21 protein-coding genes are annotated in these 24,111 nt (G+C 53.1%); 6 read left to right on the top strand and 15 right to left on the bottom strand.

Features of this window, described 5'->3' with window-relative positions:
• Positions 1 to 52 precede the first annotated feature (52 nt).
• Positions 53 to 232: a hypothetical protein gene (locus IPM28_00505; GenBank protein ID MBK9171478.1), complete on the top strand. Its 180-nt coding sequence runs from the start codon at positions 53 to 55 to the stop codon at positions 230 to 232.
• Between the two features lie 293 nt (positions 233 to 525).
• Here the strand turns inward: IPM28_00505 and IPM28_00500 are convergent, their stop codons facing one another.
• From IPM28_00500 to IPM28_00430, 15 genes are all read right to left on the bottom strand, one after another.
• Positions 526 to 1,110: a transposase gene (locus tag IPM28_00500; GenBank protein MBK9171477.1), complete on the bottom strand. Its 585-nt coding sequence runs from the start codon at positions 1,108 to 1,110 to the stop codon at positions 526 to 528.
• A gap of 3 nt (positions 1,111 to 1,113) precedes the next feature.
• Positions 1,114 to 2,508 carry an NAD(P)(+) transhydrogenase (Re/Si-specific) subunit beta gene (locus IPM28_00495; protein ID MBK9171476.1) on the bottom strand — a complete coding sequence of 465 codons (1,395 nt, stop codon included), beginning with the start codon at positions 2,506 to 2,508 and terminating at the stop codon, positions 1,114 to 1,116.
• Positions 2,505 to 4,058, bottom strand: coding sequence for a Re/Si-specific NAD(P)(+) transhydrogenase subunit alpha (locus tag IPM28_00490; protein MBK9171475.1), 1,554 nt, complete (start codon positions 4,056 to 4,058; stop codon positions 2,505 to 2,507). Before IPM28_00490 ends, IPM28_00495 begins: the two co-directional genes overlap by 4 nt.
• Positions 4,059 to 4,167: 109 nt before the next feature.
• The gene (locus tag IPM28_00485) at positions 4,168 to 4,662 is read right to left on the bottom strand and encodes a hypothetical protein (GenBank protein MBK9171474.1); all 495 of its coding nucleotides are present in this window, start codon (positions 4,660 to 4,662) and stop codon (positions 4,168 to 4,170) included.
• Positions 4,663 to 4,847: 185 nt separating this feature from the next.
• The gene (locus tag IPM28_00480; GenBank protein ID MBK9171473.1) at positions 4,848 to 5,399 is read right to left on the bottom strand and encodes an SRPBCC family protein; all 552 of its coding nucleotides are present in this window, start codon (positions 5,397 to 5,399) and stop codon (positions 4,848 to 4,850) included.
• Positions 5,400 to 5,493: 94 nt separating this feature from the next.
• Positions 5,494 to 7,017 (bottom strand): aminomethyl-transferring glycine dehydrogenase subunit GcvPB, encoded by a 1,524-nt coding sequence (gene gcvPB / locus IPM28_00475; protein MBK9171472.1) that lies wholly within the window; start codon positions 7,015 to 7,017, stop codon positions 5,494 to 5,496.
• 1 nt (position 7,018) lies between these two features.
• Positions 7,019 to 7,474, bottom strand: a complete 456-nt coding sequence (locus IPM28_00470) for a thioesterase family protein (GenBank protein ID MBK9171471.1) — start codon at positions 7,472 to 7,474, stop codon at positions 7,019 to 7,021.
• The gene (locus IPM28_00465) at positions 7,474 to 8,802 is read right to left on the bottom strand and encodes an aminotransferase class V-fold PLP-dependent enzyme (GenBank protein ID MBK9171470.1); all 1,329 of its coding nucleotides are present in this window, start codon (positions 8,800 to 8,802) and stop codon (positions 7,474 to 7,476) included. Before IPM28_00465 ends, IPM28_00470 begins: the two co-directional genes overlap by 1 nt.
• Positions 8,777 to 9,001, bottom strand: a complete 225-nt coding sequence (locus IPM28_00460; protein MBK9171469.1) for a hypothetical protein — start codon at positions 8,999 to 9,001, stop codon at positions 8,777 to 8,779. Before IPM28_00460 ends, IPM28_00465 begins: the two co-directional genes overlap by 26 nt.
• A 60-nt stretch (positions 9,002 to 9,061) precedes the next feature.
• Complete coding sequence (gene gcvPA, locus IPM28_00455) at positions 9,062 to 10,390, bottom strand: aminomethyl-transferring glycine dehydrogenase subunit GcvPA (protein ID MBK9171468.1); 1,329 nt, start codon at positions 10,388 to 10,390, stop codon at positions 9,062 to 9,064.
• Positions 10,391 to 10,497: 107 nt separating this feature from the next.
• Positions 10,498 to 10,887, bottom strand: a complete 390-nt coding sequence (gcvH, locus tag IPM28_00450; protein ID MBK9171467.1) for a glycine cleavage system protein GcvH — start codon at positions 10,885 to 10,887, stop codon at positions 10,498 to 10,500.
• A gap of 41 nt (positions 10,888 to 10,928) precedes the next feature.
• Positions 10,929 to 12,035: a glycine cleavage system aminomethyltransferase GcvT gene (gene gcvT / locus IPM28_00445; protein MBK9171466.1), complete on the bottom strand. Its 1,107-nt coding sequence runs from the start codon at positions 12,033 to 12,035 to the stop codon at positions 10,929 to 10,931.
• A 133-nt stretch (positions 12,036 to 12,168) separates the two neighbouring features.
• Entirely contained in the window at positions 12,169 to 12,747 is a 579-nt protein-coding gene (locus tag IPM28_00440) for a hypothetical protein (GenBank protein MBK9171465.1), read from the bottom strand.
• Between the two features lie 13 nt (positions 12,748 to 12,760).
• Complete coding sequence (locus IPM28_00435; protein ID MBK9171464.1) at positions 12,761 to 13,345, bottom strand: hypothetical protein; 585 nt, start codon at positions 13,343 to 13,345, stop codon at positions 12,761 to 12,763.
• Positions 13,342 to 14,772, bottom strand: a complete 1,431-nt coding sequence (locus IPM28_00430) for a tetratricopeptide repeat protein (GenBank protein MBK9171463.1) — start codon at positions 14,770 to 14,772, stop codon at positions 13,342 to 13,344. The genes IPM28_00435 and IPM28_00430 overlap by 4 nt, the downstream gene beginning before the upstream one ends.
• Positions 14,773 to 14,938: 166 nt before the next feature.
• Between IPM28_00430 and larE the strand changes: the two genes are divergently transcribed.
• The 5 genes from larE to bshC all read left to right on the top strand — a co-directional run bounded on the left by larE (position 14,939) and on the right by bshC (position 24,111).
• Positions 14,939 to 15,802 carry an ATP-dependent sacrificial sulfur transferase LarE gene (gene larE / locus IPM28_00425; GenBank protein ID MBK9171462.1) on the top strand — a complete coding sequence of 288 codons (864 nt, stop codon included), beginning with the start codon at positions 14,939 to 14,941 and terminating at the stop codon, positions 15,800 to 15,802.
• A gap of 29 nt (positions 15,803 to 15,831) precedes the next feature.
• Entirely contained in the window at positions 15,832 to 17,121 is a 1,290-nt protein-coding gene (locus IPM28_00420; protein ID MBK9171461.1) for a Glu/Leu/Phe/Val dehydrogenase, read from the top strand.
• A 290-nt stretch (positions 17,122 to 17,411) separates the two neighbouring features.
• Positions 17,412 to 19,871, top strand: a complete 2,460-nt coding sequence (locus tag IPM28_00415; protein ID MBK9171460.1) for a hypothetical protein — start codon at positions 17,412 to 17,414, stop codon at positions 19,869 to 19,871.
• Between the two features lie 288 nt (positions 19,872 to 20,159).
• Positions 20,160 to 22,316 carry a hypothetical protein gene (locus tag IPM28_00410; GenBank protein ID MBK9171459.1) on the top strand — a complete coding sequence of 719 codons (2,157 nt, stop codon included), beginning with the start codon at positions 20,160 to 20,162 and terminating at the stop codon, positions 22,314 to 22,316.
• Between the two features lie 115 nt (positions 22,317 to 22,431).
• Positions 22,432 to 24,111 (top strand): bacillithiol biosynthesis cysteine-adding enzyme BshC, encoded by a 1,680-nt coding sequence (gene bshC, locus IPM28_00405; GenBank protein ID MBK9171458.1) that lies wholly within the window; start codon positions 22,432 to 22,434, stop codon positions 24,109 to 24,111.

The following is a 24,111-nucleotide window of genomic DNA, read 5'->3' as shown; positions in this document are numbered from 1 at the left end:
GCGAATACCTGGGACAGTTATTCGGTCCGACGACCTTCGCGAATAGTTTTTTATGCGGAATATCGTCCGCCAGGACGACATGAATCTCGTCATCCGGTTTCAGTTCCGTATTTCTTATGTAAAGTTCGGAGCACTCAGATCCAGCGACGACTACGCCGATATCGAGCTTAGGATCGAACGGTCTCGGATTTGTCGCGGATACGGGCGAGTGCAAGGTCAGCGGCTCGGGTGATAGTGTGCTTTGAGATTGATTTAAGTTAGCGATCTGACTACACAATAGGAGTGCAAGTGTAAGACCAACGAGATTCAATCGCGTAAATAGTTTGGAAGTTAATATTCGCACAATAAATTATGCTCGCATCGCGGTCAAAATCTCATCGACCACCTTCTTTGCATCGCCGAAGAGCATCTGTGTGCTTCAATGCAGAGGCCCGCGCGTTAGCAAGGGCTTAACATCCAAGATACGCGAACTGGCGTTGTGTGTGAAGCCCTTCCACACGGTCGGGCTTCTGCACCCAAGCCCGGCTAATCACGAAACTCGAACGGCACATCTTCCTGACAATACTTCACATAATCCACGGCGGCTTCTACGTGCCTCGGTTTCCAGAGATAACGAGTGCTTGCCCCGCGCGACCAAATGTTTTGAGTTGGGAAACATAATCCTTCCGCGCGTAACCGCCGGGTCGCATACACCTTGAAATCATTGACTATCTTTTCCGGTTTCATCGTAGCTGAAACAACTGCGTGCGCATGATTTGTTCGCACGTTAGCCGCTCGAAGCAGGTAATTTCGGAATTCACAAACTTCCTTGATCGCGGCCTCGACGCATTCTCTTTGTTCGGAGTTGAGAACGAATGTCGGTCCTTTTTGCATTTCAGCCATAGCGTCCATTAAAGGAACGCTCGTTGTTACTTTCGGCCCTTGGTAGCGGTTATTCCCATTGCGCCGAATGGAGCCGCGTTCATCGCCATGGAGCCAAGTGCCGTACGTGCGAAATGTAAGGAGATAGGCGATTGGGAACGCGTTCTCCTCATAAATTTCGAATCCATAGTCGTCGAGCATTGTGTTGCGTTGACCGTTAAGCCCTTGCTTACGCGCGGGCCTCTGCATTTTTTAAGCTCGCATGGCGGTCAAAATCTCATCGACGACTTTCTTTGCATCGCCAAACAACATAAGGGTGTTGTCTTTATAGAACAGCGGATTATCGACGCCGGCGTAGCCCGATGCCATCGAGCGTTTCATGACGATGGTGTCGCGGGCTTCCCAGACGTGGAGGACGGGCATTCCGGCGATAGGTGATGCAGGATCGTCGAGCGCCGAGGGATTGACTATGTCGTTAGCTCCGATCACCCACGAAACATCGGTTCCGTTAAACTCATCGTTGATCTCATCCATCTCGAAGACGATGTCATAGGGAATACTAGCTTCGGCAAGCAGAACGTTCATGTGGCCGGGAAGCCGTCCGGCTACCGGATGGATGGCAAATTTCACCTCGGTACCGCCGTCCTTAAGAATCTTCACGACCTCGGCAAGCGAGTGTTGAGCTTGAGCCACTGCGAGGCCATAGCCTGGAACAATGATCACCTTCTTGGACTGTTGGAGCATCGAAGCAGTCGTTTCGGCGTCGACCGAGCGGACCTCTCCCGCGGGTGCCGAACCGGCCGCGGCAACGGTTCCACCTTCGGTGCCGAATCCGCCGAGCATAACGCTCACGAACGAGCGGTTCATGCCCTTGCACATTATGTAGCTGAGGATCGCACCGGATGATCCGACCAAGGCTCCCGTGATGATGAGCAGATCGTTCGACAGCATAAAGCCCGCCGCCGACGCCGCCCAACCTGAATAGCTATTGAGCATTGAGACGACCACCGGCATATCTGCCCCGCCTATCGCCATGATGAAGTGAACTCCGAGTATGCCGGTCAGTAAAGTGGCCGCGAGCAGGTACTGATTGCCGCTAACGCCCGGAGCCATGACATACAGCACGCCGAGAGCGATCGTCGCGATCAGCATCGCGAGGTTGATGAAGTGGCGACCCGGCAGCATGAACGGCTTGCCGCCGATCGACCCGCGAAGTTTCAGAAACGCGATCACCGAACCGGTAAAGGTGACCGAGCCGATACATACGCCGATAAAGATCTCGATGTGATGGATCAGTATCTCGTTCTGCGGGATCGACGCTCCGCCGAGGTATGTACCGAAACCTACGAGAACCGCCGCCAGGCCGACAAAGCTGTGCAGGATCGCGACAAGCTCCGGCATCGAGGTCATCTGGACACGTGAGGCGAGAGTCGCACCGATCAAGGCTCCGACGATGAGTACGCCGCCCAGGATCGGCCAGCCGCTCGGGTCCATCGCCGCCGCCGTTGCCGCCAAGGCGATAAACATCCCGATGATGCCGTACCAGTTCCCACGGCGCGCTGTCTCCTGTCTTGACAGGCCGCCAAGGCTCAAGATAAACAACGCACTCGCGGCGATGTAAGCAATGGTGATAAGGCTGGTTTTCATTTTCTGAACATCGCCAACATTCGATTTGTCACCAAAAATCCGCCGACAATGTTTATCGTGGCGATGAGGACGGCGATGGCTCCGAGGATCGTGGTCACGCTCAGGTCACCAGAAAGCTGCAGCATACCGCCGACCAGGATGATGCCGCTGATCGCATTCGTAACGGACATTAGCGGTGTATGGAGGGCAGGTTTGACGTTCCAAACGACCTGAAAGCCGACGAATACCGCGAGCATGAAAACCGTGAAATGCGACAGCTTGTTGTCCGGGACGAAGTAACCCAAACCAAGCAATACGACACCGACCGCGACCAGAACCAGCGGATGCATTCCGCTTCCTTCCTCTGCTCCGTGGGCGCCCGATGCTGCCTTTGCGACCGCAACACTAGCCGAGCTTTTTGTCGGTACGCCTGGCTCTGGCGGGGCCGGCGGCAGCGGAGGCGGCCACAACATCTTGCCTTTGTCCAGCACTATCGCACCGCGCACGACCTCATCTTCGAGATCAACATGCAGGTCGCCATTCTCATCCTGCAGGTCTGCAAGCAGCGCGGTCACGGTAGCACCGTAAAGCTGACTCGACATCGACGCCATTCGCGATGGCAGATCGGTGTACCCGATGATCGTCACACCTTTATGGCGGACGACCTTTCCGGGTTCGGTAAGGGCACAGTTGCCGCCCTGTTCAGCCGCAAGATCGACGATCACCGAACCGGGCTTCATCGATTCGACCATGCCCTGGGTGATCAGTTTCGGAGCGGGCTTGCCCGGTATCAAGGCGGTTGTAACGATGATATCGACCTGCATCGCCTGTTGTGCAAAGAGAGCCATCTCCGCCTTCAGGAAAGCGTCGGACATTTCTTTGGCGTAACCGCCTTTGCCCTCGCCTTCTTCCTTAACGTCGAGTTCGAGATACTCGGCTCCCATTGAGGCGACCTGATCCTTGGTGGCTGATCTGGGGTCGAAAGCGCGAACGATCGCTCCCAGACCCTTTGCGGCGCCGATCGCCGAAAGCCCTGCAACGCCGGCACCTATCACCAGCACCTTTGCCGGATCGATCTTGCCCGCGGCTGTTATCTGCCCCGTGAAAAATCGCGGAAAATTGTTGGCGGCCTCGATGATCGCGCGGTATCCTGCGATGTTCGCCATCGCCGAGAGCGTGTCCATCTTCTGCGCACGTGTTATGCGCGGGACGCTGTCCATTGCGAATACCGTTGCATTCTTCTTGGCCATCCGGTCCACGATGTCGCGGTTCTGGCCCGGCCAAACGAAACCGACCAACCAGCCGCCGTCGCGCATAAGTTCGGTCTCGCCGTCCTCAGGCGGCCGCACCTTTATCACAACATCCGATGCTGCCCAAAGTTCGGCTGCATTTTCGACGATCGCGGCTCCGGCTTCCTGATACTCGCCGTCCGAACAATCGATCGCCTCGCCCGCACCGGTCTCGACGACCACGTCGAAACCGAGCTTCTTGAGCTTCAAAATGGTTTGAGGTGTGCCGGCAACGCGCTTTTCGCCGGGGTGAATTTCGCGTGGAATACCGATAACTGCCATATTTTCCAAAATACTATATAGGAGATACACGAACAGTGTAAATCGATGGTGTGCAATTGATTGTGACGACCGAACAGCTTTGTTCAGCGAGCGGCGTTGGGATCGAAGGTCATTCTTTCGCCATTTTTTGCATCGTGACGATCACGATCGGCCCCTCGCCGCCGGTCTTGACGTAACTGATCCAGAAGCCGGCTTTCGGATACTGCATCATCTTGTAGATCCCGCCGTCCTCTTTGGCAGGTACGTCAGTGCCAACTACGGTCTTTGGCGTTGGAGCCAGGTTCATGTCTCCTGAATACATGATGGAAACGACGCGTACGGTCTTGTCGGGTTCATAAAAGACCCGTGCCGTTTCGAGCGGCGATATCTCATATAGATCCTCGGCGTCAGATTCCTCTTTTGGCTTTCCGAGTTTCGCACGGACCTCGGCTGCGGGCATTCCGATCTTAACGCCTTTATAAGAATCGTAAACGGGGCCAGTTTGCGCAGAAACAGAACTCGCACTGGTAAATGAGATGATCGTCTGACGTTCGCTCCGAACCGTCAATGCAGGTGACAACAGGAAAGCGACGAATATAAAAAATGAAGTTGTTCTCACACTCATATATTCACCTCTTTGAGAGTAGGAATGATACAAAAATTCAAAGAGCCAAGCCGATAACATGAGCGGCCAAAAATCGCATTCGCGAAACCGCCTCCTGCGCCGGATTATATACCCAACACCACTAACTTACAATCAAAACCGAGATGGTTAACCTGCAGCGTGCTAGCATGTGACGACGGTCACATTCAGGGCATCGATTCAACTGCTTTTTTGAGGCCGTCCAGTCCCGATTCATAGTCCTTTCCGATCTCTTTCTCGATGTCCATCACCAGAAGCAAAAGATTCATTGGCTTCGGCATCGAACTCTTGAAACCCCACTTCACCCTGGTCTGATTTTCGCCTGCTGTCTCGGTCGTTAAATAAGCATCTGCCTTTGATTCGAACGGCTGCTTGAACCGGAGTTCGGTTTCGATGCGTTCGTTTTCGACGATCCGCTTTATTTCCTGCTCGCCCGAACCGACCTCGGGATTCTGGCTTTCCCATTTTGAGATAAATCCAACGCTGCCATCCGTCCCGGAGAACTCTTGTTTCATTGCGGGATCTCGCTTGAACCAAGGACCCCATTCGTTTTGATTCTTGACCAATTTTGCGTATGCGAAAACCTCGTTTCGTGGTTTGTTGATCGTGATCTCACGTTCGACACCAAAGTCGGTCTTTGTGGTCATGATCAGTGCGGCGATCACAGCGATGCCAACGAAAATCAACAGTCCGAAAGCGATCAATAGCTTTTTCAACATCTAATTGTCTCCTTTGCCGAGAGAATATAGACGAAAACCGCAGAATATCCAAATGATATTCTGCGGCGTGCAATTTAGTCCGAAATGGTTACGCTTATGCCGATTTGGCCGAGGCATCGCCTTCGGGTTTCCATCGGAGCACAGGCTTTCTCGCAGCGGCGGCTTCGTCCAGCCTGCCGATACGAGTCGAATGGGGAGCATTGATGACCAACTGCGGATCTTCACGCGATTCACGATCGATGTTCTTCATCGCATCGATGAATGCATCCATATCTGCGCGGCCTACTGATTCGGTCGGCTCGACGAGCATCGCGCCCTCAACAACAAGAGGGAAGTAAATTGTCGGGGGATGAAAACCGTAATCGATGAGCCGTTTGGCGATATCGAGAGTATGAACGCCGGAGGCGGTCTGATTCTTATGCGAGAAGATCACCTCGTGCATACAATCGGAATCGTAGGGCTTATGAAACGTATCTTTCAGCTTGTCGGCCAGATAACGTGCATTCAGGACGGCAGCCTCGGTCGCCTCTCGAAGGCCTTCAGCACCATGGGTGTAGATGTATGAGAGGGCACGAACCATCATCCCGAAATTACCAAAGAAAGCCTTTACCCGCCCGATCGAATTCGGCAGATCATAGTTCAGATGATAACGATCGCCGGTCTTTTCGATTCGCGGAACCGGAAGGAACTCAGCAAGTTCAGCCGTACAGCAGCACGGCCCGCAGCCGGGACCGCCTCCACCATGGGGAGTTGAGAAGGTCTTATGCAAATTAAGATGTATAACATCGACGCCCATGTCGCCCGGCCGCGCAACGCCGACGAGAGCGTTCATATTCGCGCCGTCCATATAGACCAGGCCGCCTGCATTGTGGATGACTTCACAGATCTCTTTTATGTTGCGTTCGAAAATGCCGACCGTGTTCGGATTTGTGAGCATCAAGCCTGCAACTCCACCTTCGTCGCAAAGCTGGCGGAGGTGCTGCATGTCGGTCAGGCCTTCGGCCGTGGAATTGATCGTCTTGACCGTAAAGCCGGCCAGAGCAGCCGATGCCGGATTTGTTCCATGAGCCGAATCCGGCACGAGGATCACGCGGCGATCATGCGAGGCTTCGCCGTCGCGTTTGTCCAGAAATGCACGAATTAGCATCACGCCTGTCATTTCGCCCTGTGCACCGGCGGCCGGCTGCAGCGAAACACCAGGCAAGCCGGTGATCTCAGCGAGGTCTTCCTGAAGGCGATAGATTAGCTCAAGTGCGCCCTGGGATTCTTCTTCCGGTGCGAGCGGATGAAGATTTGTGAAACCGGGAATTCTGGCTGTTTTCTCATTTAGCCGCGAATTGTACTTCATCGTGCAAGAACCGAGCGGATACAACCCGAGGTCGATGGAGTAGTTCCACGTCGAGATCCGAGTGAAATGGCGGATGACGTCGACCTCTGAGACCTCAGGGACGCCTTCGAGCCCATCGTTCCGCCGAAGTGCAGCCGGGATTATCGAATCGAGTTCGATGCTTTCGACGTCGAGCTTCGGGAGGCGATAACCCACGCGTCCGGTCTGCGAACGTTCAAAGATCAGTCCCTCGTTCTGTGTAGGATGCTGTGTGACTTTCGTAATTGACATACTATCGTTTAATGCTCGATCTAAGTTCTTCAAAATCCTCGGTCTTGACCAATTGATTCCACGCGTCCTTTAGCTTTTCAGGCGGCTCGACCAGTTTTCTCTCTTTCAACCCGAGCCAACCGCCAACACTCGTAACTCTGGCCGCGTGTGTCCCGTCATGCATATAAAAGTTGTTCACTACGCGGAACCTCGACGAATCCGGACTGACTCCGCCGTTCTCCATTGTGACCGAGATCTTGTCAAGCATTTTCACTTCGCGGAAATACTCGACGAAATCGCTCTTGATCACCGGCCCGAACCCAAGCCGGCCAAAATCTCCGGGCGGGAAGCCCTGCGATGCAAAGAAGGCGATCCGCGTATCGACGGCATATTCGAGATAGACCATGTTCGCTACGTGACCATTCGGATCGACATGACGCCAACCAGCCTCGAATAACTTTTCAAATCTAGGTCCCATTATGTCTTCGGCAGGCCGGTTTTTGCGACCTCTTCGACCAAACTGCAGAATCTGTCGAGTTCCCAGATGGTCGTATAAACATTAGGGGTGATCCTAATGCCGGAAAATTCTTCGTGTTCGATCGGCGTGGTAAATATCTTGTGCTTCGACATCAGATAACTTCCCAGCTTCACAGGGTCGACACCGTCGATCTTGAAATTTGCGATCGCGCAGTATTGTGTGGGGTCGAACGAAGTATTGAAACCAACCCCGGGAACATCCTTCAAACGGTTCATCCAATATCGCGACAAATAACGAAGCCGCTCTTCCTTTCGTTTGCCTCCGATCGCATTGTGAAACAAGATCGCTTCGCCGATCGCCAATCGCATCGCCGCCGAATGAGTTCCGATCTCTTCAAACTTGCGAATGTCGCTGCGGTTCTTGTCCTCGCTCGCCATCAACGCCCACACCTTGGCGATCTTATCCTTCTTGACATACAGCAATCCAGTTCCCTTGGGAGCATAAAGCCACTTGTGAAGCGACGTGCCGTAATAATCACAGCCGAGATCGTCTCGTTTAAAATCGAACTGAGCGAACGAATGAGCACCGTCAACGATCGTCTCGATGCCTTTAGATCTAGCCATCTCGCACACCTTGCGAACGGGGACGATCTGGCCGGTCAGATTTATTTGATGAGAAACCAGGATGAGTTTGGTTCGCGGCGTTATCGCACGTTCGAACGCCGATGCGATGTCGTCAACGTTCTTCGGGGCTAACGGTATCTTGATCAGATTCAGTTTCAGGCCTTCGCGAAGTTCACGCTGTCTGAGCGTCGTGATCATTCGCGGATAATCCTGAGTCGTGGTCAAGATCTCATCTCCCGATCTGAGATCGAGTCCCATCAACAAGATCTCAAGGGATTCGGAAGCATTACGCGTGATCGCGATCTCTTCGGCGTCGCAGCCGAACATTTCGGCAAGGCCGGTCCGGATCGTTTCAGACTGTGGTTCGAGGATCTGCCACATCGTATAGGCGGTTGCGTCCTCCTGCTGCCAGGTGTAGCGAACAAATGCCTCTGTTACGATTCGCGGACTCGGGCTTACGCCGCCGTTATTCAGGTTAATGATCCCGCGAGTGACAGAAAAAGCTTGCTGAATGTTCGCCCAATAATCCTCGTTCATCGCGGCTTCAAGCGGCGAAAGATGGTCGACCGCCTTTCCGGCTGCCTTGATGTTTTCAAAGAGCGATGCAACTGCGGTTGAAGACAAGGCCATAAGGCCCAGGCCCTTTCCTGCCGATCTCAAAAAGCGACGTCGATCGATGTCAGGAAAGTTCGTGATGATCGACATATGCCTGCTCCAACTCCGCTTTGCACGACCAGCAAATATAGGCCTCGGGATTTACGGTTGAGAGGCATTTTGGACATCGTGGCCTGAGGCCCGTCCACCAGATCAAAATGTTTTGTGCTCCCAACCCAAGAGCGGCCATCAGCGCCGCGAGCAAAACAACGCCCAAACAAATTGCGATCTCGAAAGTTCCAAAAAGCATTGCCCTTGAACAACCAGAACGAAAACCGGGCTTCTGCACCAGTTATGTCATCAATAAAACCTACGAGAGCAACGCGACAAATCGATCGATCTGTTCGCGCTTGCTGGTTTCGGTGACACAAACGAGAAAGTCGTTCTCGTGGCCTGTGTAATACTTTGAGAGGGCGAGCCCGCCGATAATGCCATTCTGACGGATCGATCCCAACAACTCGGCCGCGGGTTTCGGTCCGCGTACAACAAACTCATTGAAAGTCGGTGCCGAGAAAGCGATATCATAGCCATCGATCTCGGCGATCTTCTTTCTTGCATACGCGGCTTTTTGCGCGTTCTGTTCGGCAACTTCCTGCAGGCCTTTCTTACCCATCGCTTCCATATAAATGGTCGCGGCAAGAGCGATCAGGCCTTGGTTGGTGCAGATGTTAGACGTCGCCTTCTCACGGCGTATATGCTGCTCGCGTGTGGAAAGCGTCAGCACGAAGCCGCGATTGCCATTCTTGTCGTATGCGACACCACAAAGACGTCCGGGCATTTGGCGTACAAATTTATCCTGCGTTGCAAACAGGCCGACGTGCGGGCCGCCAAAGCTCATCGGTATCCCAAAGCTCTGTCCTTCGCCGACGACAATGTCTGCACCGCAGCTTCCCGGCGACTTGAGCATTCCGAACGAGATGGCCTCTGTGACAACGACCACAAACAAGGCCCCGACCGCATGAGCAGCGTCGGCCAACGAAGCGAGGTCTTCGACACAGCCGAAGAAATTGGGCGATTGGACCACAAGTGCGGCGGTCTTATCATCAAGAGCCGATGTATCTGTGAATCGTCCGGTCGAACTATCAAAGGGTGCCTCGACGATACTCGTATCGCCATGCTGCGTGTAGGTGCTAGCGACCTCGCGATATTCTGGGTGAACTGATGTTGCAACGACGATCTTGTCGCGTTTGGTGACGCGCTGCGCCATCACGTAAGCCTCGGCCATCGCGGTCGAACCATCGTACATTGATGCGTTGGCAACCTCCATCCCCGTCAATTGGCAGATCAGAGTTTGAAATTCAAAGATGTACTGAAGAGTTCCTTGCGATATCTCGGGCTGATACGGCGTGTAGGATGTGAAGAACTCCGATCGCTGGATCAGATGATCTACGATAGTCGGCGAATAATGAGAATAGGTGCCGGCACCAAGAAACGATGGCTTGGTGGCGCCTGTGTTCTTCGCAGCCATTTCTTCCATCGCAGCGATGACCTCAGGTTCTGCAAGCGGATCGGTGATCTTCAGGTTGCGGTCAAGTCGAACGTCAGAAGGGATAGAGCGAAACAGATCGTTAGCATCTGCTATCCCGAGTTGTGCCTGCATTTCCGCCCTTTCTTCGGGCGAGTTTGGAATATATCTCATTAAGTTTTCAGCTATGCGTTGCGGCTTCGATCGTCGAGCCGGCTGCTTCGATCTGATCTGATCAGTTGGAACTAATCATGTAAGGCGATCCCGGATCGATCTGAGATCTAGCCCTGGCTCGACAAATATTCTTCGTATTCTTCAGCTGATAGAAGTCCGTCAGCCTCACCTGCATTGTCCATCTTGACCTTGATGAACCAGGCTTCGCCGTAAGGGTCGCCATTTACCTTTTCCGGGGTGTCGTTAAGCGAATCGTTCACTTCAACGACCTCGCCGGCGATCGGCGTGAAGATCTCGGACACCGCCTTGACCGATTCTACCGACCCGAAGGCCTCGTGCGTTGCGAACTTATCGCCGACACGCGGGAGGTCGACGTAAACCACATCGCCCAATGATGCCTGCGCATAATCTGTGATACCGATGCTTGCAACATCGCCTTCGACCGAGACCCATTCATGGTCTTTGCTGTAACGTAAACTTTCGGGGATATTTGACATATTTTTTAAGCGATCACGTAAAATTCGAACAAAGATCGGGGCTATTTTTGACGCTTATAGAACGGCGTCGGCACGACTCGGGCACTAGTTTTCTTTCCTCTGATATCGATTTTAAGTTCTTGCCCGACATTTGCAAATTCAAGGGGCAGGAAAGCAAGGCCGATGTTCTTCTTAAGGAACGGGGCAGGCGAACCTGAGGTGACGACACCAACCTTTTCCTCGCCAATGTATATATCAAACCCGTCGCGCCCGATGCCGGGCTCGGTCATCTCGAAACCGGCCAGTTTGCGCTTGATCCCGGCCGCCTTTTGTTCCTTGAGAACATCGCTGCCGATGAAAGCGCCTTTATCCAATTTCGTGATCCAGCCGAGGTTAGCTTCAAGCGGAGAGATGTCGTCTCCGAGTTCGTGGCCATATAACGACATCGCCGATTCCAACCTTAGAGTGTTTCGTGCCGCGAGACCGCAGGGAAGTATGCCGAACGGCTCGCCGGTCGCAAGCAATTTGTTCCACAACCGAACCGCAAATTCGGCTGCCGCATACACCTCGAATCCATCCTCGCCTGTGTAACCGGTCCGAGAGATGATCGAATCAACGCCGTCGACCTTGCCTTCGGCAAAATGATAATATTTGATCGCTTCGAGTTCGGTCTGGGTGAGCTGTTGAAGGATCGCTATCGCTTTCGGCCCTTGTATCGCGATCTGACAATATTCTGACGAAGCGTTTTTCAATTCAACACTGTCGTCTTTCTTCTGGTCTGTGATCCACGCCCAATCTTTTTCAGTGGTGCCGGCGTTGACGACCAACAACAATCGTTCGCCGCTAAATCGGTATACGAGCAAGTCGTCAACAACGCCGCCTTTTTCGTTGGTCAACGCAGAATAATGCGCCTGTCCATCGATCAGCTTCGCGACATCATTTGTCGTAATGCGATTTACGAACGATATTGCATCCCGACCATCAACCCAGATCTCGCCCATGTGAGAAACATCAAAGAGGCCGGCTCGGGTCCGCGTCGCCATGTGTTCCTCGATCACACCCGCCTTATATTGGACGGGCATATCCCAACCGCCAAAGTCGACCATTTTCCCGCCGAGTTCGCGATGAACGCTGTTAAGCGGCGTCTTTTTCAAGTTTTCGTCTGACATATATGGGTAACTGTAAATGAGGACGCTATCACGCTCAAGCGGATAGCGTCAATTGTCACAACATCATGGATATTAATGCGACAGATTCGAGAACCTGATCTGGCGGGAATCCGACTATCGAGGCCTGACAGACCTAACTCTTTGTTCTTTTCACGGGAGCGGGGAGCGTAGCAGCGGCCTCAATTATCTGCTCGCAATATTGCATTGAATTCAGGATGTGGGCACGTTCTTTTTCGTCTCGTGCTTTGTCCGAAGCGACACTGAGTAACGGGAGAAAACGCCGGGCGGCTGCTTCGAGCTTTCTAACGGCTTTCGGGAACAAGTCACCTTCGGTCTTGTTCTGTTTTAACGCGTCATTGTTGCGAGCGGCAATAACGTCGATGTCATCTATGGCCTTTTCCAATAACCGGCGAATATCAAAAAAGAGCTCTAAACTGGAGCCAGTTGGTGGCTCGCCCCATTTGTCCGCATCCTTTTTCTTGACCTCATCACCGCCGGAGTTGATCCCGAGTAAGCTAAAGCGGCGATCGATCATTTTTACCAACACATCGATCCTGAGATCGATATCCTGGTTCTCGCGAACAAGCTCGATCTCTGCCTCGGTCATGTAATCGCGCCGCTGGCCAACCGCACTGTCGACCGAAATGATCACAACGAGGCTGCACAAAAGCCACATGAAAACCAAGTGCCGGATGTTACGAATCTGTATCATTTGATCTGCCATTCTAACCGTCGCGAAGTACGGTTTCGCCGAAGAGCGGTTCTGTCGCTTTGGTCCGAGCGTCACGCAGCTGCTTTAGAAGGCTCCTAACATAGAATTCATGGGTCAGGGGCAATTCGCGTCTGACCAACTCCAGACGCGGTGTGAACCGGCGAAGGCCGATCTCGAACCGCTTGAAATTGTCCAGAACCCTTCCCTTGAATTTATCGTTCGAACCGAGAAACGACAGCGTGTCGTCCATCAGGGCATGAAAGGCACCTAGTTCGGCAAAAGCAGTATCAAGGTCGCCTCGCGAATTCGCAAGCTCGGCGTTCTTTAGCCTTACGTCCATAAACTCGAGAGCGGTCTTGGTTCGCTCTTTGACACCTTTTGAACTACTCAATTCGTCTCGCTCAGACTTCGAGATGACCTTCAACGGAGGTGGCGCCGTGTCGATCTCGGCTGGTGTCTGGGCATTTAACTGAAACGCAGAAACGAATAAAACCGATGCTGAAAGAACGAATACGGCATAGCGGCCGCTTTTACGCTGCTTTCCACGTACCGGAGACAATACGATTTCGCGCAATTGATAGTAGCTGCTTGTTCTCACTTTCCCTTTCTTGAATCTAACTGCCGCTGGAGAGTCGGCAATCGAAGTCTGATACGGTCTATTTCAAGAGCATCTTTTACCGGGTCGGCACGGCGTAAATACTCCTGATAATTCGCCATCGCGTCAAGATATTCATTCAGGTGGTCATGCGAAACCGCCAAAAAATAGTAGGCCGTGGTCAGATTCGGTTGGTGCTCGATCAGCCATCGGAATTCCCCTTTCGCTTCGGGGTATCGCTTCAACTGAAATAACGCGGTCGCAAGATTGGCTCGGACCGTCGAATTGTCGGGCGACGTTTTGGATATCTCGCGAAGAAGGTCAATCGCCTGAAGATAGAGTTTGGCTTGAACCAACGCCCCGGCGAAACCGATCGCATGGGATATATTACTCGGCTCTCGTTCGTAGGCGGAACGGCAATACTGCATCGCTTTTGCCGGCGAACTCGCGCGATACAGATTACATAGACGCCCAAGAACTGCGGCATCGGTCGGATCCGCGACCAGTAGTTTTTCAAGATCGGCGGGGTTTTCGGTCGCCTCGACCCTCAGCCGTTCGCGAAACTCGACCGCTGCTTTTGACTTAGAAGGCATCGCGTCGATCAGAGCCACAGCATCATCGGTCTTACCTGACGCGGCCAAGATCTGAGCCCGAAGCAATTGGGTCGTGCCGCTTCTACGGCCGGCGGCTTCGATGCGGGCGACGTATTCTTCTGCACGGGTTGGATCGCCAAGTGCGAGCGAAGCCGCCGCAGCGACCGTCATGGCGGACGTGCTTTCGCGATCGACCTGCAGCGCCCTTAGTGCGCTGGAAAATGCAGCGGAATGATCGCCGAGCGCATTCTCCAATGCACCGCGAGATGCCCAAATTGCGGCCGTTGGTTTTGCTTTCTCGGTCAAGGATGAAACTGCATTTAGCAGATCACGAAGGACCGGCTTTGATGCATTAGTTGCGATCCGCAATTCGGTGATCGCAGCGTACGCCGGGAAATTGAGTTCATCGAGTTTGATCGCCTTTAGTAGTATCGGCTCGGCTTCCGCGAATTTTGCATTTGTGACGAGAATCGAACCAAGGCACGCCAAAGCGAGAGTCCAATCCTCTCTGAGTTCGACCGATCGGCGAAATGCAGACTCGGCTTCTTCAAAATTTCCTTGAGCCAAATAAGCGTTTCCTAGCTGTAGCTCAGCCTCGGGGAATTCAGGAAGGAGTTTTAGTGTCTGACGGTAAAGGTCGATCGCACCCTTCAGGTCGCCTTTTTCATGAAGGTCCTGCCCACGATTGAAAAGCGCGACGGCGTCACTGTCCGTACTGCCATTCTCTTGTCCGAATGCCCGGGGGCCGTTCGCGGCCAAAACCAGAGAAACGACCGCGACGCACCAAAGGATCGGACGACAATTTCGCAGTTGGAAGACTACACGAAAAAAACTCATAGAGAATGCTCAATCATACCATTCGGTTCTGAATTTTCCTACGAAATTCACTTTGTTCGACGAAACGTCGATTTCGATTCGATACGGTTGCCTATCGTAAACCGCTAAGTTAAGATTTTGATTTTGCGATGTGACTAACGCCGATCAGAAAGCCTTCGAGAACACGATGCCATACCTGCCGATCGGGTCGTCAGTTGCGATAGATCCAAGACTATCTGAAAAAGAGATCAAACTCCGAACCATGCTTCGTTCGATGCAGACGGTTCTGATCGCGTTTTCCGGTGGGGTAGATAGTTCGTATCTCGCGCATATTGCAAATCAGGAATTGGGTTCCAATGCGGTCTGTGTTTTGGGGTTATCGCCGAGTGTATCGAGGCATCAGAGGTCTGAAGCGATCGGCTTTGCACGTCGCTATGGGCTGAAATTCGAGACCGTCGAGACGGCAGAGATCGAAACGGCGGAATATAAGGCAAACGCCTCGAACAGGTGCTACTTCTGCAAGGCCGAGCTTTACAAAAAGTTGCGGGCGATCGCCAACGCGCGAGGGATCGATCAGATCATTGACGGCACCAATGCAGACGACCTCACCGATCATCGACCGGGTCGGGCCGCGGCAGCCGAGAATGATGTTGCAAGCCCGCTTGCGGATGCCGGAATTACGAAAGACGGCGTCCGGGCGCTGAGCAGACAACTCGGCTTACCCACGTGGGATCGACCTGCAAGCCCGTGCCTTTCGTCAAGGATCGCCTACGGCACTCCTGTGTCGATCGGACGTTTGACGAGGATCGAAAAAGGTGAAGAGCTTCTGAGAGATCTCGGATTCATCGAGTTTCGCGTTCGTGTTCACGGCGATCTCGCGCGGATCGAGATCGCAAAGGGCGAGTTTGACAAGTTCCTTCACGGCGATGTGATCAAGGATATCGCAGACAGTTTTAAGAAGTTTGGATTCAAATATGTGACATTTGACCTTGACGGATTTCGATCAGGGTCTATGAATCAAGAATTAGGCGACGACGGTCGTCTGAAATGACTCGAAATACTTGGAGATGATCTAAAGAAATGGCAAATCCGATGGCCGATGAAATGCGGCGATTCAAGGGAAGCGATGAAAAGAACCCGTTCGAGGCAATGAGCGAACGGTTTGACCGTGCTGCTCAGTTGATGGGCCTTGACCCCGACCTCTACGCCGTAATGCGCGTGCCGAGCCGGGAATTGAAGGTATATATCCCGGTACGGATGGATACCGGTCACATACAGGTCTTTGAAGGCTTTCGCGTTCAACACAATTTTGCACGCGGGCCGGCAAAGGGCGGCATTCGATACGCACCTGATGTCACACTCGACGAGGTTAAGGCTCTTTCGGCGTGGATGACATGGAAGTGCGCGGTCGTCAACGTGCCTTTCGGTGGCGGCAAGGGCGGGATAATCTGTAACCCGGCACAGATGTCGATCGGCGAACTTGAGCGAATGACGCGCAGATACACGGCGGAATTGATCGATTTCATAGGACCCGATAAGGACGTGCCGGCACCGGACATGAACACGAATGAACAGACCATGGCTTGGATCATGGACACGTATTCGATGCATGCCCGACACACCGTTACAGCCGTCGTGACCGGGAAGCCGGTGGCTTTAGGCGGATCGCTCGGACGCCGAGAGGCGACCGGCCGAGGAGTGCTTTTTACGGTCAATGAGGCGATCAAGCGGTTCAAACTGACCCCACAGGAGACCTCGGTCGTCGTCCAAGGCTCTGGCAATGTCGGCGGTATCGGCGCCGCCTTGATGCATGAACAGGGGTATAAGGTAGTAGCGATCTCGGACATCAACAACGGAATTTACAACAAGAACGGGCTCGACATCCCAAACGTTCTTGAGTATCTCAACAAGAATAAATCGCTTGAGGGGTACCAGAACGCCGAACCCGTTTCGAACAAGGACCTGCTTGAGTTGGAATGCGACGTGCTTGCCCCGTGTGCGACCGAAAACCAGATCACGTCAGAGAACGCCGATCGTATCAAGTGTAAGATCCTTGCCGAGGGAGCGAATGGCCCGACGACGCCGAAAGCCGATAAGATACTGCATGATAAGGGGATATTCGTTATTCCTGATATTCTGGCCAATGCCGGCGGCGTGACCGTTTCGTATTTTGAATGGGTTCAGGACCGAATGGGCTACTTTTGGCCTGAAAGCCAGGTCAATGAACGGCTCGAGGAAAAAATGGTTGCGAGCTTTAATGAGCTTTGCCACTACGCCGACAAACACGAGGTCGACACACGTACCGCGGCGTACATGTTGGCGATCGACCGCGTTGCGTACGACACGCGAATGCGCGGCATTTATGCATAAAGAAAAAATGCGTAATTAGTTAAAAATACTTGATTTTCGGGAAAACTTGTAATAAGGTCTTTGTGAAGTAAGACCATAAGCATTGGCAGTTTTAGGACGGCTTAGGTTTGTGTGATCTTGCAGGAACGCAAGTAATAGAGCTTTTTTGTACTGAGCGCTAAATGTTCTTTCGCCAAATGGTTTGGCAAAAGTCTAGGCGTGTGTAATACTTATGTAGCTTCAGAAAATATTGCACTACCATATTTTACAGCTACAAATTGAAATTTGATTATTTATTTCGGCGGAGGAATATGATGAATCTCGCTTACAGAGTGTTTATTGTAACGCTGACCCTCTTGGCACTTGTATTTGCGGCCAATTCGCAAACGGACAACAGCAAGCGGTCTGCTAAAGATGACAGAAACACGGCTCCTACTGTAGGAACTGGAGGCCCGACTGGCGGCCCTACCGGTCTCTTCACAGTCTACGACGGCCAAACCCTTAGAAAGGGTGAATTTACATTTAGCGCTGCGGTCAGCAATTATGACCGTGATCCGGGCAACGCTGACTTTACTGAGGTGCCCGTCAGCTTTCAGGTAGGTCTTACGAACTACTTTGAAATGTTCTTTAACACCGATGCATACCGTGGTGTGAAGGTGAACAACCCGGCAACATTATCAGGTTTTTACCTCCCTAATTCGCGGATCAACGGCATTAGCCCGGCTGCGATCATTTATGCTCCGCAGGGGCCGTCACCGGGTATTTACTCTGGTCGAGCGGTCTTTCGTCCGGCAGGTACACAACCGTGGTCGGTGTTTCCTTACATCGGCGGCAACTCTGGCACCTTTGGTTTGATTCCGCCGCAGTTTTCAGGGCCGCTCTTTGGCTTTGGCGCAGGCACGAACGCTCTTATGGGACCCCCGAGGCCAGGTGGCGGCGGTTCGTCTGCTGACAATTTCCCCGGGATAGGATCTGTTTATGGCAGCATTCTTCCGGGCATCGTTCTCCAGACGGTTACATTGCTGAACCCGAATGGGGCACCCTCAGGTACGGCACCTAGCGTATTCACGACGGCACCTTCATATTTGCCAGATGCACCGTTCATAAACCGAACGTGGGGAACGGCATCGTTCAGCACATTCACGGTCGGCGGCAAGTGGCGTTGGACGAACGTCAACAATCCGGTCGGTTTCGGCATCATGGGTGCGTATCGTTTCTATGCTGATACTGCAAATGATTTCGCTGGTTTCAATCAGCTTCAGCGTGGTGCCAGCCCGGGCGGAAACCGCGGCGACATCCTGCTGTCTCTGTTTGCTGATGCTCGCGTAGCCCGCTGGGCAAATGTCTCGGCAAACGTCGGCTACCATTGGAATGCAAGCGTCAAGGGAGATTTCCCGGGCGGCGAATTTACGCTTCTCGATCGTCCTGACGAATTCCTTACGTCGGCAGCGATCGATTTCCCGGTCAACCGATATTTCCAACCGATCGTCGAGTTCCGCTCGCTTCGTTATATCGGCGGCAGAACGCCGAATGCACTTGAGAAGCACCCGATGGATCTGATCGGCGGATTCCGTATTTTCCCGACGCGCTGGTTCGGTATGAGCTTCGCTTATCGCTACAACGTCAACCAGCTGGATGACGGCGATTTTGACGATGAATCATTTACCGGTTCTGCGTTCATTCCGTGTGCTACGGTCGTGACCCAGCCGGGTGATCTAGGCAATGGCGGATGTATTCCGCAGACTGTTACCAATACGTTCACGGGACGTCCTCCGGGACTCCGCGTTTCGGATAACCCGCATGGTTACATCTTCCAGACCTTTATCGGACGACGAAACACGCGTCTCGAGGACAAGGTCAATCAGTGGGCAAACGTTACAGCTGTAGAACTCAGCGATTCGACCATTACGCTGCCTTGCGGCCCGGGATTTGTTCCGGTCGAAGGTGCGACATGTAACGACAACACAACGATCAATGTTTCGACGACGGCAGTCGATCCGGAAGGCGACGTCCTGACCTACAACTACACGGTTTCGGGCGGACGGATCGTTGGTTCAGGTGCTAATGTCCAGTGGGATCTGAGTGGACTTGGAAAGGGAACCTATACCCTGACCGCAGGCGTCGATGACGGATGCGGACTTTGCGGACAGACCCAGACCAAGACCGTAACGATCGAAGACTGTAACTGCCGCAGGGCTTGCGACTGCCCGACCTTGTCGGTGACCGGCCCGGCTGGAATCACGACACCGGGTGACGCAATGACCTTCACCGCTAACGTTAGTGGTGGTGCGAGCGTAACGTACAACTGGACGGTGAGCCGCGGAACGATCGAAAGCGGTCAGGGCACGCCGAGCATTCGTGTTCGCACCTCGCGTGAAGACGCGGGCCAGAACATAACTGCCACGGTGAACCTTGGCGGACAGGATCCGGCATGTAATTGTCCGGAGACTGCTTCGGAAACTGCTCCTGTCGATCCGTATCCGGAACCGCTTTTGGTTGACGAATTCGCTAAGCTACAGAACGATGATGTTCGTGCACGTCTCGACGCCTTCTTTGTCGAACTGCAGAACAACCCGACAAATCAGGGCTACATCATCAATTACGGTACTGACCGAGATATCGCTGCACGCGAACGGCTGATCAATAATCATATTGACTTCCGTCGCTTTGACCGCAGCCGTATCACGCTGGTACGCGGCGGAGACACCGGTGCAGGCATAAACACCAAGCTGTACCGTATACCGCCCGGAGCACAGAATCCGGCACCGTAACGTCTGACTCGCTTCATGCCGGAAACGGCATGAACATCATAAAAGCAGCGGGCAGGGAACTTTGGTTCCCTGCTCGCTTTTTTCGTTCTTGGTTATCCCGCACATTATTTCTTTGCTTTGGGCGCGTATTTTGGCTAAACTAAGGTTTGCAGCTCAAACGTCTGTCCGCGTTCGAAATACTTCCCCCAAACTTAATTTGGTGCGAACGTTAAACGAGCTGATTTCATCTGATCTCCGTTGATCTTCCTGAAATTGATTCTCTTTACCCGAAGCGGCCAATAAAATCATATGAACATCGATCTCGCTAAGATTTATAGAGTCACATCACTTTTGGTATTCGCGGCGTTGATTGCGGTTTCGATTCCGACGACGCTATTAGCGGATGGGAATGTCTTCAAGGATCCGAAGAACTTTGCTGAATGGACCGTTGTCGGACCCGACGGCGGAGATGTCAGAGCGATCGCTATCGACCCTAAAGATCCTGAACGTATCTATATCAGTACGCTTGACGGACAGATACATTCGTCCAGCGATGGTGGACGAACGTGGCAAATGCTCGTAAATCTCGATAAGCCTCAGCTTGTCATCGACGACATGTTCGTTGACAGCCGCGATTCGAACGTTATTTATGCCGCGGGCCATCGCCACAAGGCGCCCGGCGGTTTCTTTAAATCGAAAGATGGGGGCAAAACCTGGAAAGAGTCAAAGGAACTGCGAAACGAATCGATTCATGCAATGACTCAATCGGAAAGCGACCCTGAAAATCTTTTTGTCGGAACGACGAGCGGAGTATGGGTCTCGCGAAACTCGGGCGACGATTGGGAAAAGATCTCGTCCGGGTCAATGCCGATAAATGTCAATTCGCTGGCGATCGACCCGCGGAGCCGAGACACCATATTTGCTGGAACCTGGTGGCGTGCGTACAAGTCGACCGATGCAGGAAAGAGCTGGAAGCTGATCAAGGACGGGATGATCGACGATTCGGATGTTTTTGCGATCGACATTAACGAACGGAATCGCGATCACATCTTTGCTTCGGCCTGCAGCGGTATCTACGAATCGCTTGATGGCGGCGAGAAATGGAAAAAGATCCAGGGGATCCCGTCCACATCGCGCCGCACACGAGCTATCCTTCAACACCCTTCACAGCCAGGAACGGTGTATGCCGGAACCACCGAAGGATTTTGGATGTCCGTCAACGGCGGCAAGACCTGGAGCATGACGACCCAGAAAAATCTTGAGATAAACAAGATCGCCGTGCACCGGCAAGTCCCTAACCGGGTATTTATTGCCACGAATAACAACGGCGTGATGGTGTCGAATGACGGTGGTAAGAGCTTTTCGCAGACAAATCAGAACTTTACAAGCCGCTTTGCATATTCGGTCACGGCGGATGTCTCGCAACCGGGCAGGCTTTATGCAACGACGCACAATACGGCAAGCAGCGGCGGTTTCTTTTTTGTCAGCAGCGACGGCGGAGCGAATTGGCAGCCGGCTCGCGGACTCGACATGAATAAGGTGTCGTTGTTTTCGGTTCTGCAAGATCGTATCGATCCGAATCGTATGTTTCTGGGTACAAATCTCGGCATCTTCCGCTCTCTCGACCGCGGAGCATCCTGGACGCTGGTTCCGGTAGCGAAGCCTGCCAAGGCGGCGACAACGTCGAAACGCATGACCGCAGCGCAACGTCGCGCGGCGGCGGCTGCTGCGGCAAAGTCCGCGGCAGCAGGTCCGAAACTCGTTCCGGGATTGACCGAAAAGGTCAAGGTACTTGCTTTCACCGAAGATGAAAAGAACGGTCTCTTTGCCGGAACGGACAACGGACTATTTCGAACGTATGACATATCAAAAGGATGGGAAAAGTTGTCGTTCGGTGCCGGCGTCAGCGAGAACGTTTTTGCTGTGTATTCGTCACCGCTCGTGCCGGGAACGATCTGGGTAGGGACCGCGACATCAGGCGTGCTTGTTTCGCGAGATGACGGAAAGACCTGGGAAAAGACCGACGGTGCGCCGCAGAACATTCCGGTCATCTCTCTTGCCGGCGATCCGAAACGACCTAATTACATCTACGCCGGAACTACCCAGTCGCTTTACCTGACCAGGGATGGCGGCCGATCGTGGACGCGTCGAGGCGGAAATCTGCCGCTTGGCAAGTTTACGAGCATATTGATAAATCCCGAGAATACGGATGAACTGTTTGTCGCAAGTTCTTTAGAGTCCGATGGCGGGATCTATTATTCAGACGATGCCGGCAACAAGTGGCGGCGTGTCGATTCGAAGGAGATGATCGTTCCGAGCAGACGGGTCTGGGCCCTTGCTTTTGACCCGGTCGACCGCAATCGAATATTCGCTGCATCACACTCATCCGGCATTTACCGTATTCAGCGAATTGACGACTCGGCACGCAGCAACGAAGCAGCCTCTTCGAAGCAGCTTGGAAATTAGCCGGGACGGTCCGGCCGATACTAGAGACGGTCAATCGGCCGTCTCTTTTCATTTGGGGCTTGGAACTGACGGCCTGGACAATTATACTTTTTTCATCGAGGAGCAAATCTGTTAGATGCAAGAAATAGCATGTCCAGCACCGAGCGGCGATGTGACCGTCTCGGTTGAGAGCATTCCGTTTTCCGATCTGCCCGGACAATCGCGCCTCTTCAGGGAATACCAAGCCGATCCGCTGTCGCTTCGGAAATATTATCCAACGGCTGTTGCCTCGCATACGGACATCGCGGACCGGGTCAACGACGTGCTAAAACACCATACAGCTGACCGTTCGATCTTGTGCGAAGCACTTGAGGATATGAACCGTAAGTTTGGTGCTCCGCAGACCACACTCGACAACATTGCCTCCCTCAGGGAGCCGGACTGTGTTGCGGTCGTTTCAGGTCAGCAATCGGGTTTGTTCACCGGGCCGCTATATACGATCTATAAGGCGCTCTCAGCTGTGAAGATGGCCGAATGCCTTCGAGGACGCGGCATCAAGGCCGTGCCTGTGTTTTGGATCGCCACCGAAGATCACGACTTCGAGGAAGTTTCGAAGACGTTCGTGCTGAACAGCGAAGGCCGGATCGTTGAACTAAAAAATCAGCCTAAACGTTGTCACGAAGAGCTTCCGGTCGGCTATATCAAACTCGACGACAGCATTCGTGAAACAATTGACGTGCTTATTGCAGAGCTGCTCCCGACCGAATTTTCGGCGGAATTACGGGCGATCGTCGAAGAGAGCTGGACTCCGCAAAACTACTTCGGCGATGCATTTGCGACGCAACTGACCTCGCTGTTGGGCAAATACGGACTGATAATGCTATGCCCGCTCGATTCACGTTTGAAAGGCCTTGCATCGCCGGTCTACCGCGACGCCATCATGCGATCGGCCGAGATCGTTGAGGCACTCCGTAAACGAAGTGACGAATTGGTCGCTGACGGTTATCAGGCTCAGGTCTTTATCGGCGACGATTACTTCCCGTTGTTTTGGCAGTCGCGCGACGGAAGCCGTCATTCGCTCAAAAAGAGCGAGACGGGTACATTAAGGACGAGAGACGGATCAAGAGAATTCACGCTCGATCAACTTGCCGAGATCGCCGAGCGCGAGCCGACGCGGTTCAGCCCGAGCGTTGTGCTCAGGTCGGTCGTCCAAGATCATTTGCTGCCCACGGTTTGTTATTTCGGAGGTGCGGCTGAGATCGCCTATTTTGCACAGAGCGGCGAGGTGTATCGGGTTCTTGACCGACCGATAACGCCCATCCTCCATCGCCAGAGCTTCACGATGGTCGAATCGCGTCATGCAAGATCGCTGAAGAAATACGAATTGCGGTTCACCGATCTGTTTGCCGGGCTCGATTCACTGCTTCCGAGAATTGTCGATGAATACTTGAATGCGGACACGGCCGGGCTTATCGCTGAGGTAGAGGCGCGAATAAACAGCGAACTAGATCGGCTCGACCTCAACCTTGCGGCGGTAGACCCGACATTGGCCAATAACCTCGAGAAGCGGCGCAGAAAGATCATCTACCATATCGAGTCAATTCGAAACAAATTCCGCCACTCGCAGTTCTCCCGCGACGAGGTGATCAGGCGGCGGCTTGAGACGATGTTCGCAGCCATCTTGCCTCACGAGCACCTTCAGGAACGTAGTCTCAATATTCTCTACTTTGTTGATCGATTCGGCACTGATTTTGTCGATTGGATATATGACAGTATCGATCTAAGCGACAAAGGCCACCGCGTCGTGTCTCTATAA

It is taken from the genome of Chloracidobacterium sp. (assembly GCA_016716305.1).
Classification (GTDB): Bacteria; Acidobacteriota; Blastocatellia; order Pyrinomonadales; family Pyrinomonadaceae; genus OLB17.
Note: the sequence above shows the minus strand (reverse complement) of the source record. Positions and strands in the feature narration are given on the sequence as shown.

What these genes read in the sequence shown, in the direction of transcription:
- IPM28_00505 (MBK9171478.1), top strand. Translation starts at nt 53, where the DNA reads ATGCGGAATATCGTCCGCCAGGACGACATGAATCTCGTCATCCGGTTT.
- IPM28_00430 (MBK9171463.1), bottom strand. Translation starts at nt 14,772, where the DNA reads ATGAGTTTTTTTCGTGTAGTCTTCCAACTGCGAAATTGTCGTCCGATC.
- gcvT (MBK9171466.1), bottom strand. Translation starts at nt 12,035, where the DNA reads ATGTCAGACGAAAACTTGAAAAAGACGCCGCTTAACAGCGTTCATCGC.
- gcvPB (MBK9171472.1), bottom strand. Translation starts at nt 7,017, where the DNA reads ATGTCAATTACGAAAGTCACACAGCATCCTACACAGAACGAGGGACTG.
- IPM28_00480 (MBK9171473.1), bottom strand. Translation starts at nt 5,399, where the DNA reads ATGTTGAAAAAGCTATTGATCGCTTTCGGACTGTTGATTTTCGTTGGC.
- IPM28_00440 (MBK9171465.1), bottom strand. Translation starts at nt 12,747, where the DNA reads ATGATACAGATTCGTAACATCCGGCACTTGGTTTTCATGTGGCTTTTG.
- IPM28_00420 (MBK9171461.1), top strand. Translation starts at nt 15,832, where the DNA reads ATGGCAAATCCGATGGCCGATGAAATGCGGCGATTCAAGGGAAGCGAT.
- IPM28_00500 (MBK9171477.1), bottom strand. Translation starts at nt 1,110, where the DNA reads ATGCAGAGGCCCGCGCGTAAGCAAGGGCTTAACGGTCAACGCAACACA.
- IPM28_00415 (MBK9171460.1), top strand. Translation starts at nt 17,412, where the DNA reads ATGATGAATCTCGCTTACAGAGTGTTTATTGTAACGCTGACCCTCTTG.
- IPM28_00410 (MBK9171459.1), top strand. Translation starts at nt 20,160, where the DNA reads ATGAACATCGATCTCGCTAAGATTTATAGAGTCACATCACTTTTGGTA.
- IPM28_00485 (MBK9171474.1), bottom strand. Translation starts at nt 4,662, where the DNA reads ATGAGTGTGAGAACAACTTCATTTTTTATATTCGTCGCTTTCCTGTTG.
- IPM28_00495 (MBK9171476.1), bottom strand. Translation starts at nt 2,508, where the DNA reads ATGAAAACCAGCCTTATCACCATTGCTTACATCGCCGCGAGTGCGTTG.
- IPM28_00460 (MBK9171469.1), bottom strand. Translation starts at nt 9,001, where the DNA reads ATGCTTTTTGGAACTTTCGAGATCGCAATTTGTTTGGGCGTTGTTTTG.
- gcvPA (MBK9171468.1), bottom strand. Translation starts at nt 10,390, where the DNA reads ATGAGATATATTCCAAACTCGCCCGAAGAAAGGGCGGAAATGCAGGCA.
- IPM28_00490 (MBK9171475.1), bottom strand. Translation starts at nt 4,058, where the DNA reads ATGGCAGTTATCGGTATTCCACGCGAAATTCACCCCGGCGAAAAGCGC.
- gcvH (MBK9171467.1), bottom strand. Translation starts at nt 10,887, where the DNA reads ATGTCAAATATCCCCGAAAGTTTACGTTACAGCAAAGACCATGAATGG.
- larE (MBK9171462.1), top strand. Translation starts at nt 14,939, where the DNA reads ATGCCATACCTGCCGATCGGGTCGTCAGTTGCGATAGATCCAAGACTA.
- IPM28_00470 (MBK9171471.1), bottom strand. Translation starts at nt 7,474, where the DNA reads ATGGGACCTAGATTTGAAAAGTTATTCGAGGCTGGTTGGCGTCATGTC.
- bshC (MBK9171458.1), top strand. Translation starts at nt 22,432, where the DNA reads ATGCAAGAAATAGCATGTCCAGCACCGAGCGGCGATGTGACCGTCTCG.
- IPM28_00465 (MBK9171470.1), bottom strand. Translation starts at nt 8,802, where the DNA reads ATGTCGATCATCACGAACTTTCCTGACATCGATCGACGTCGCTTTTTG.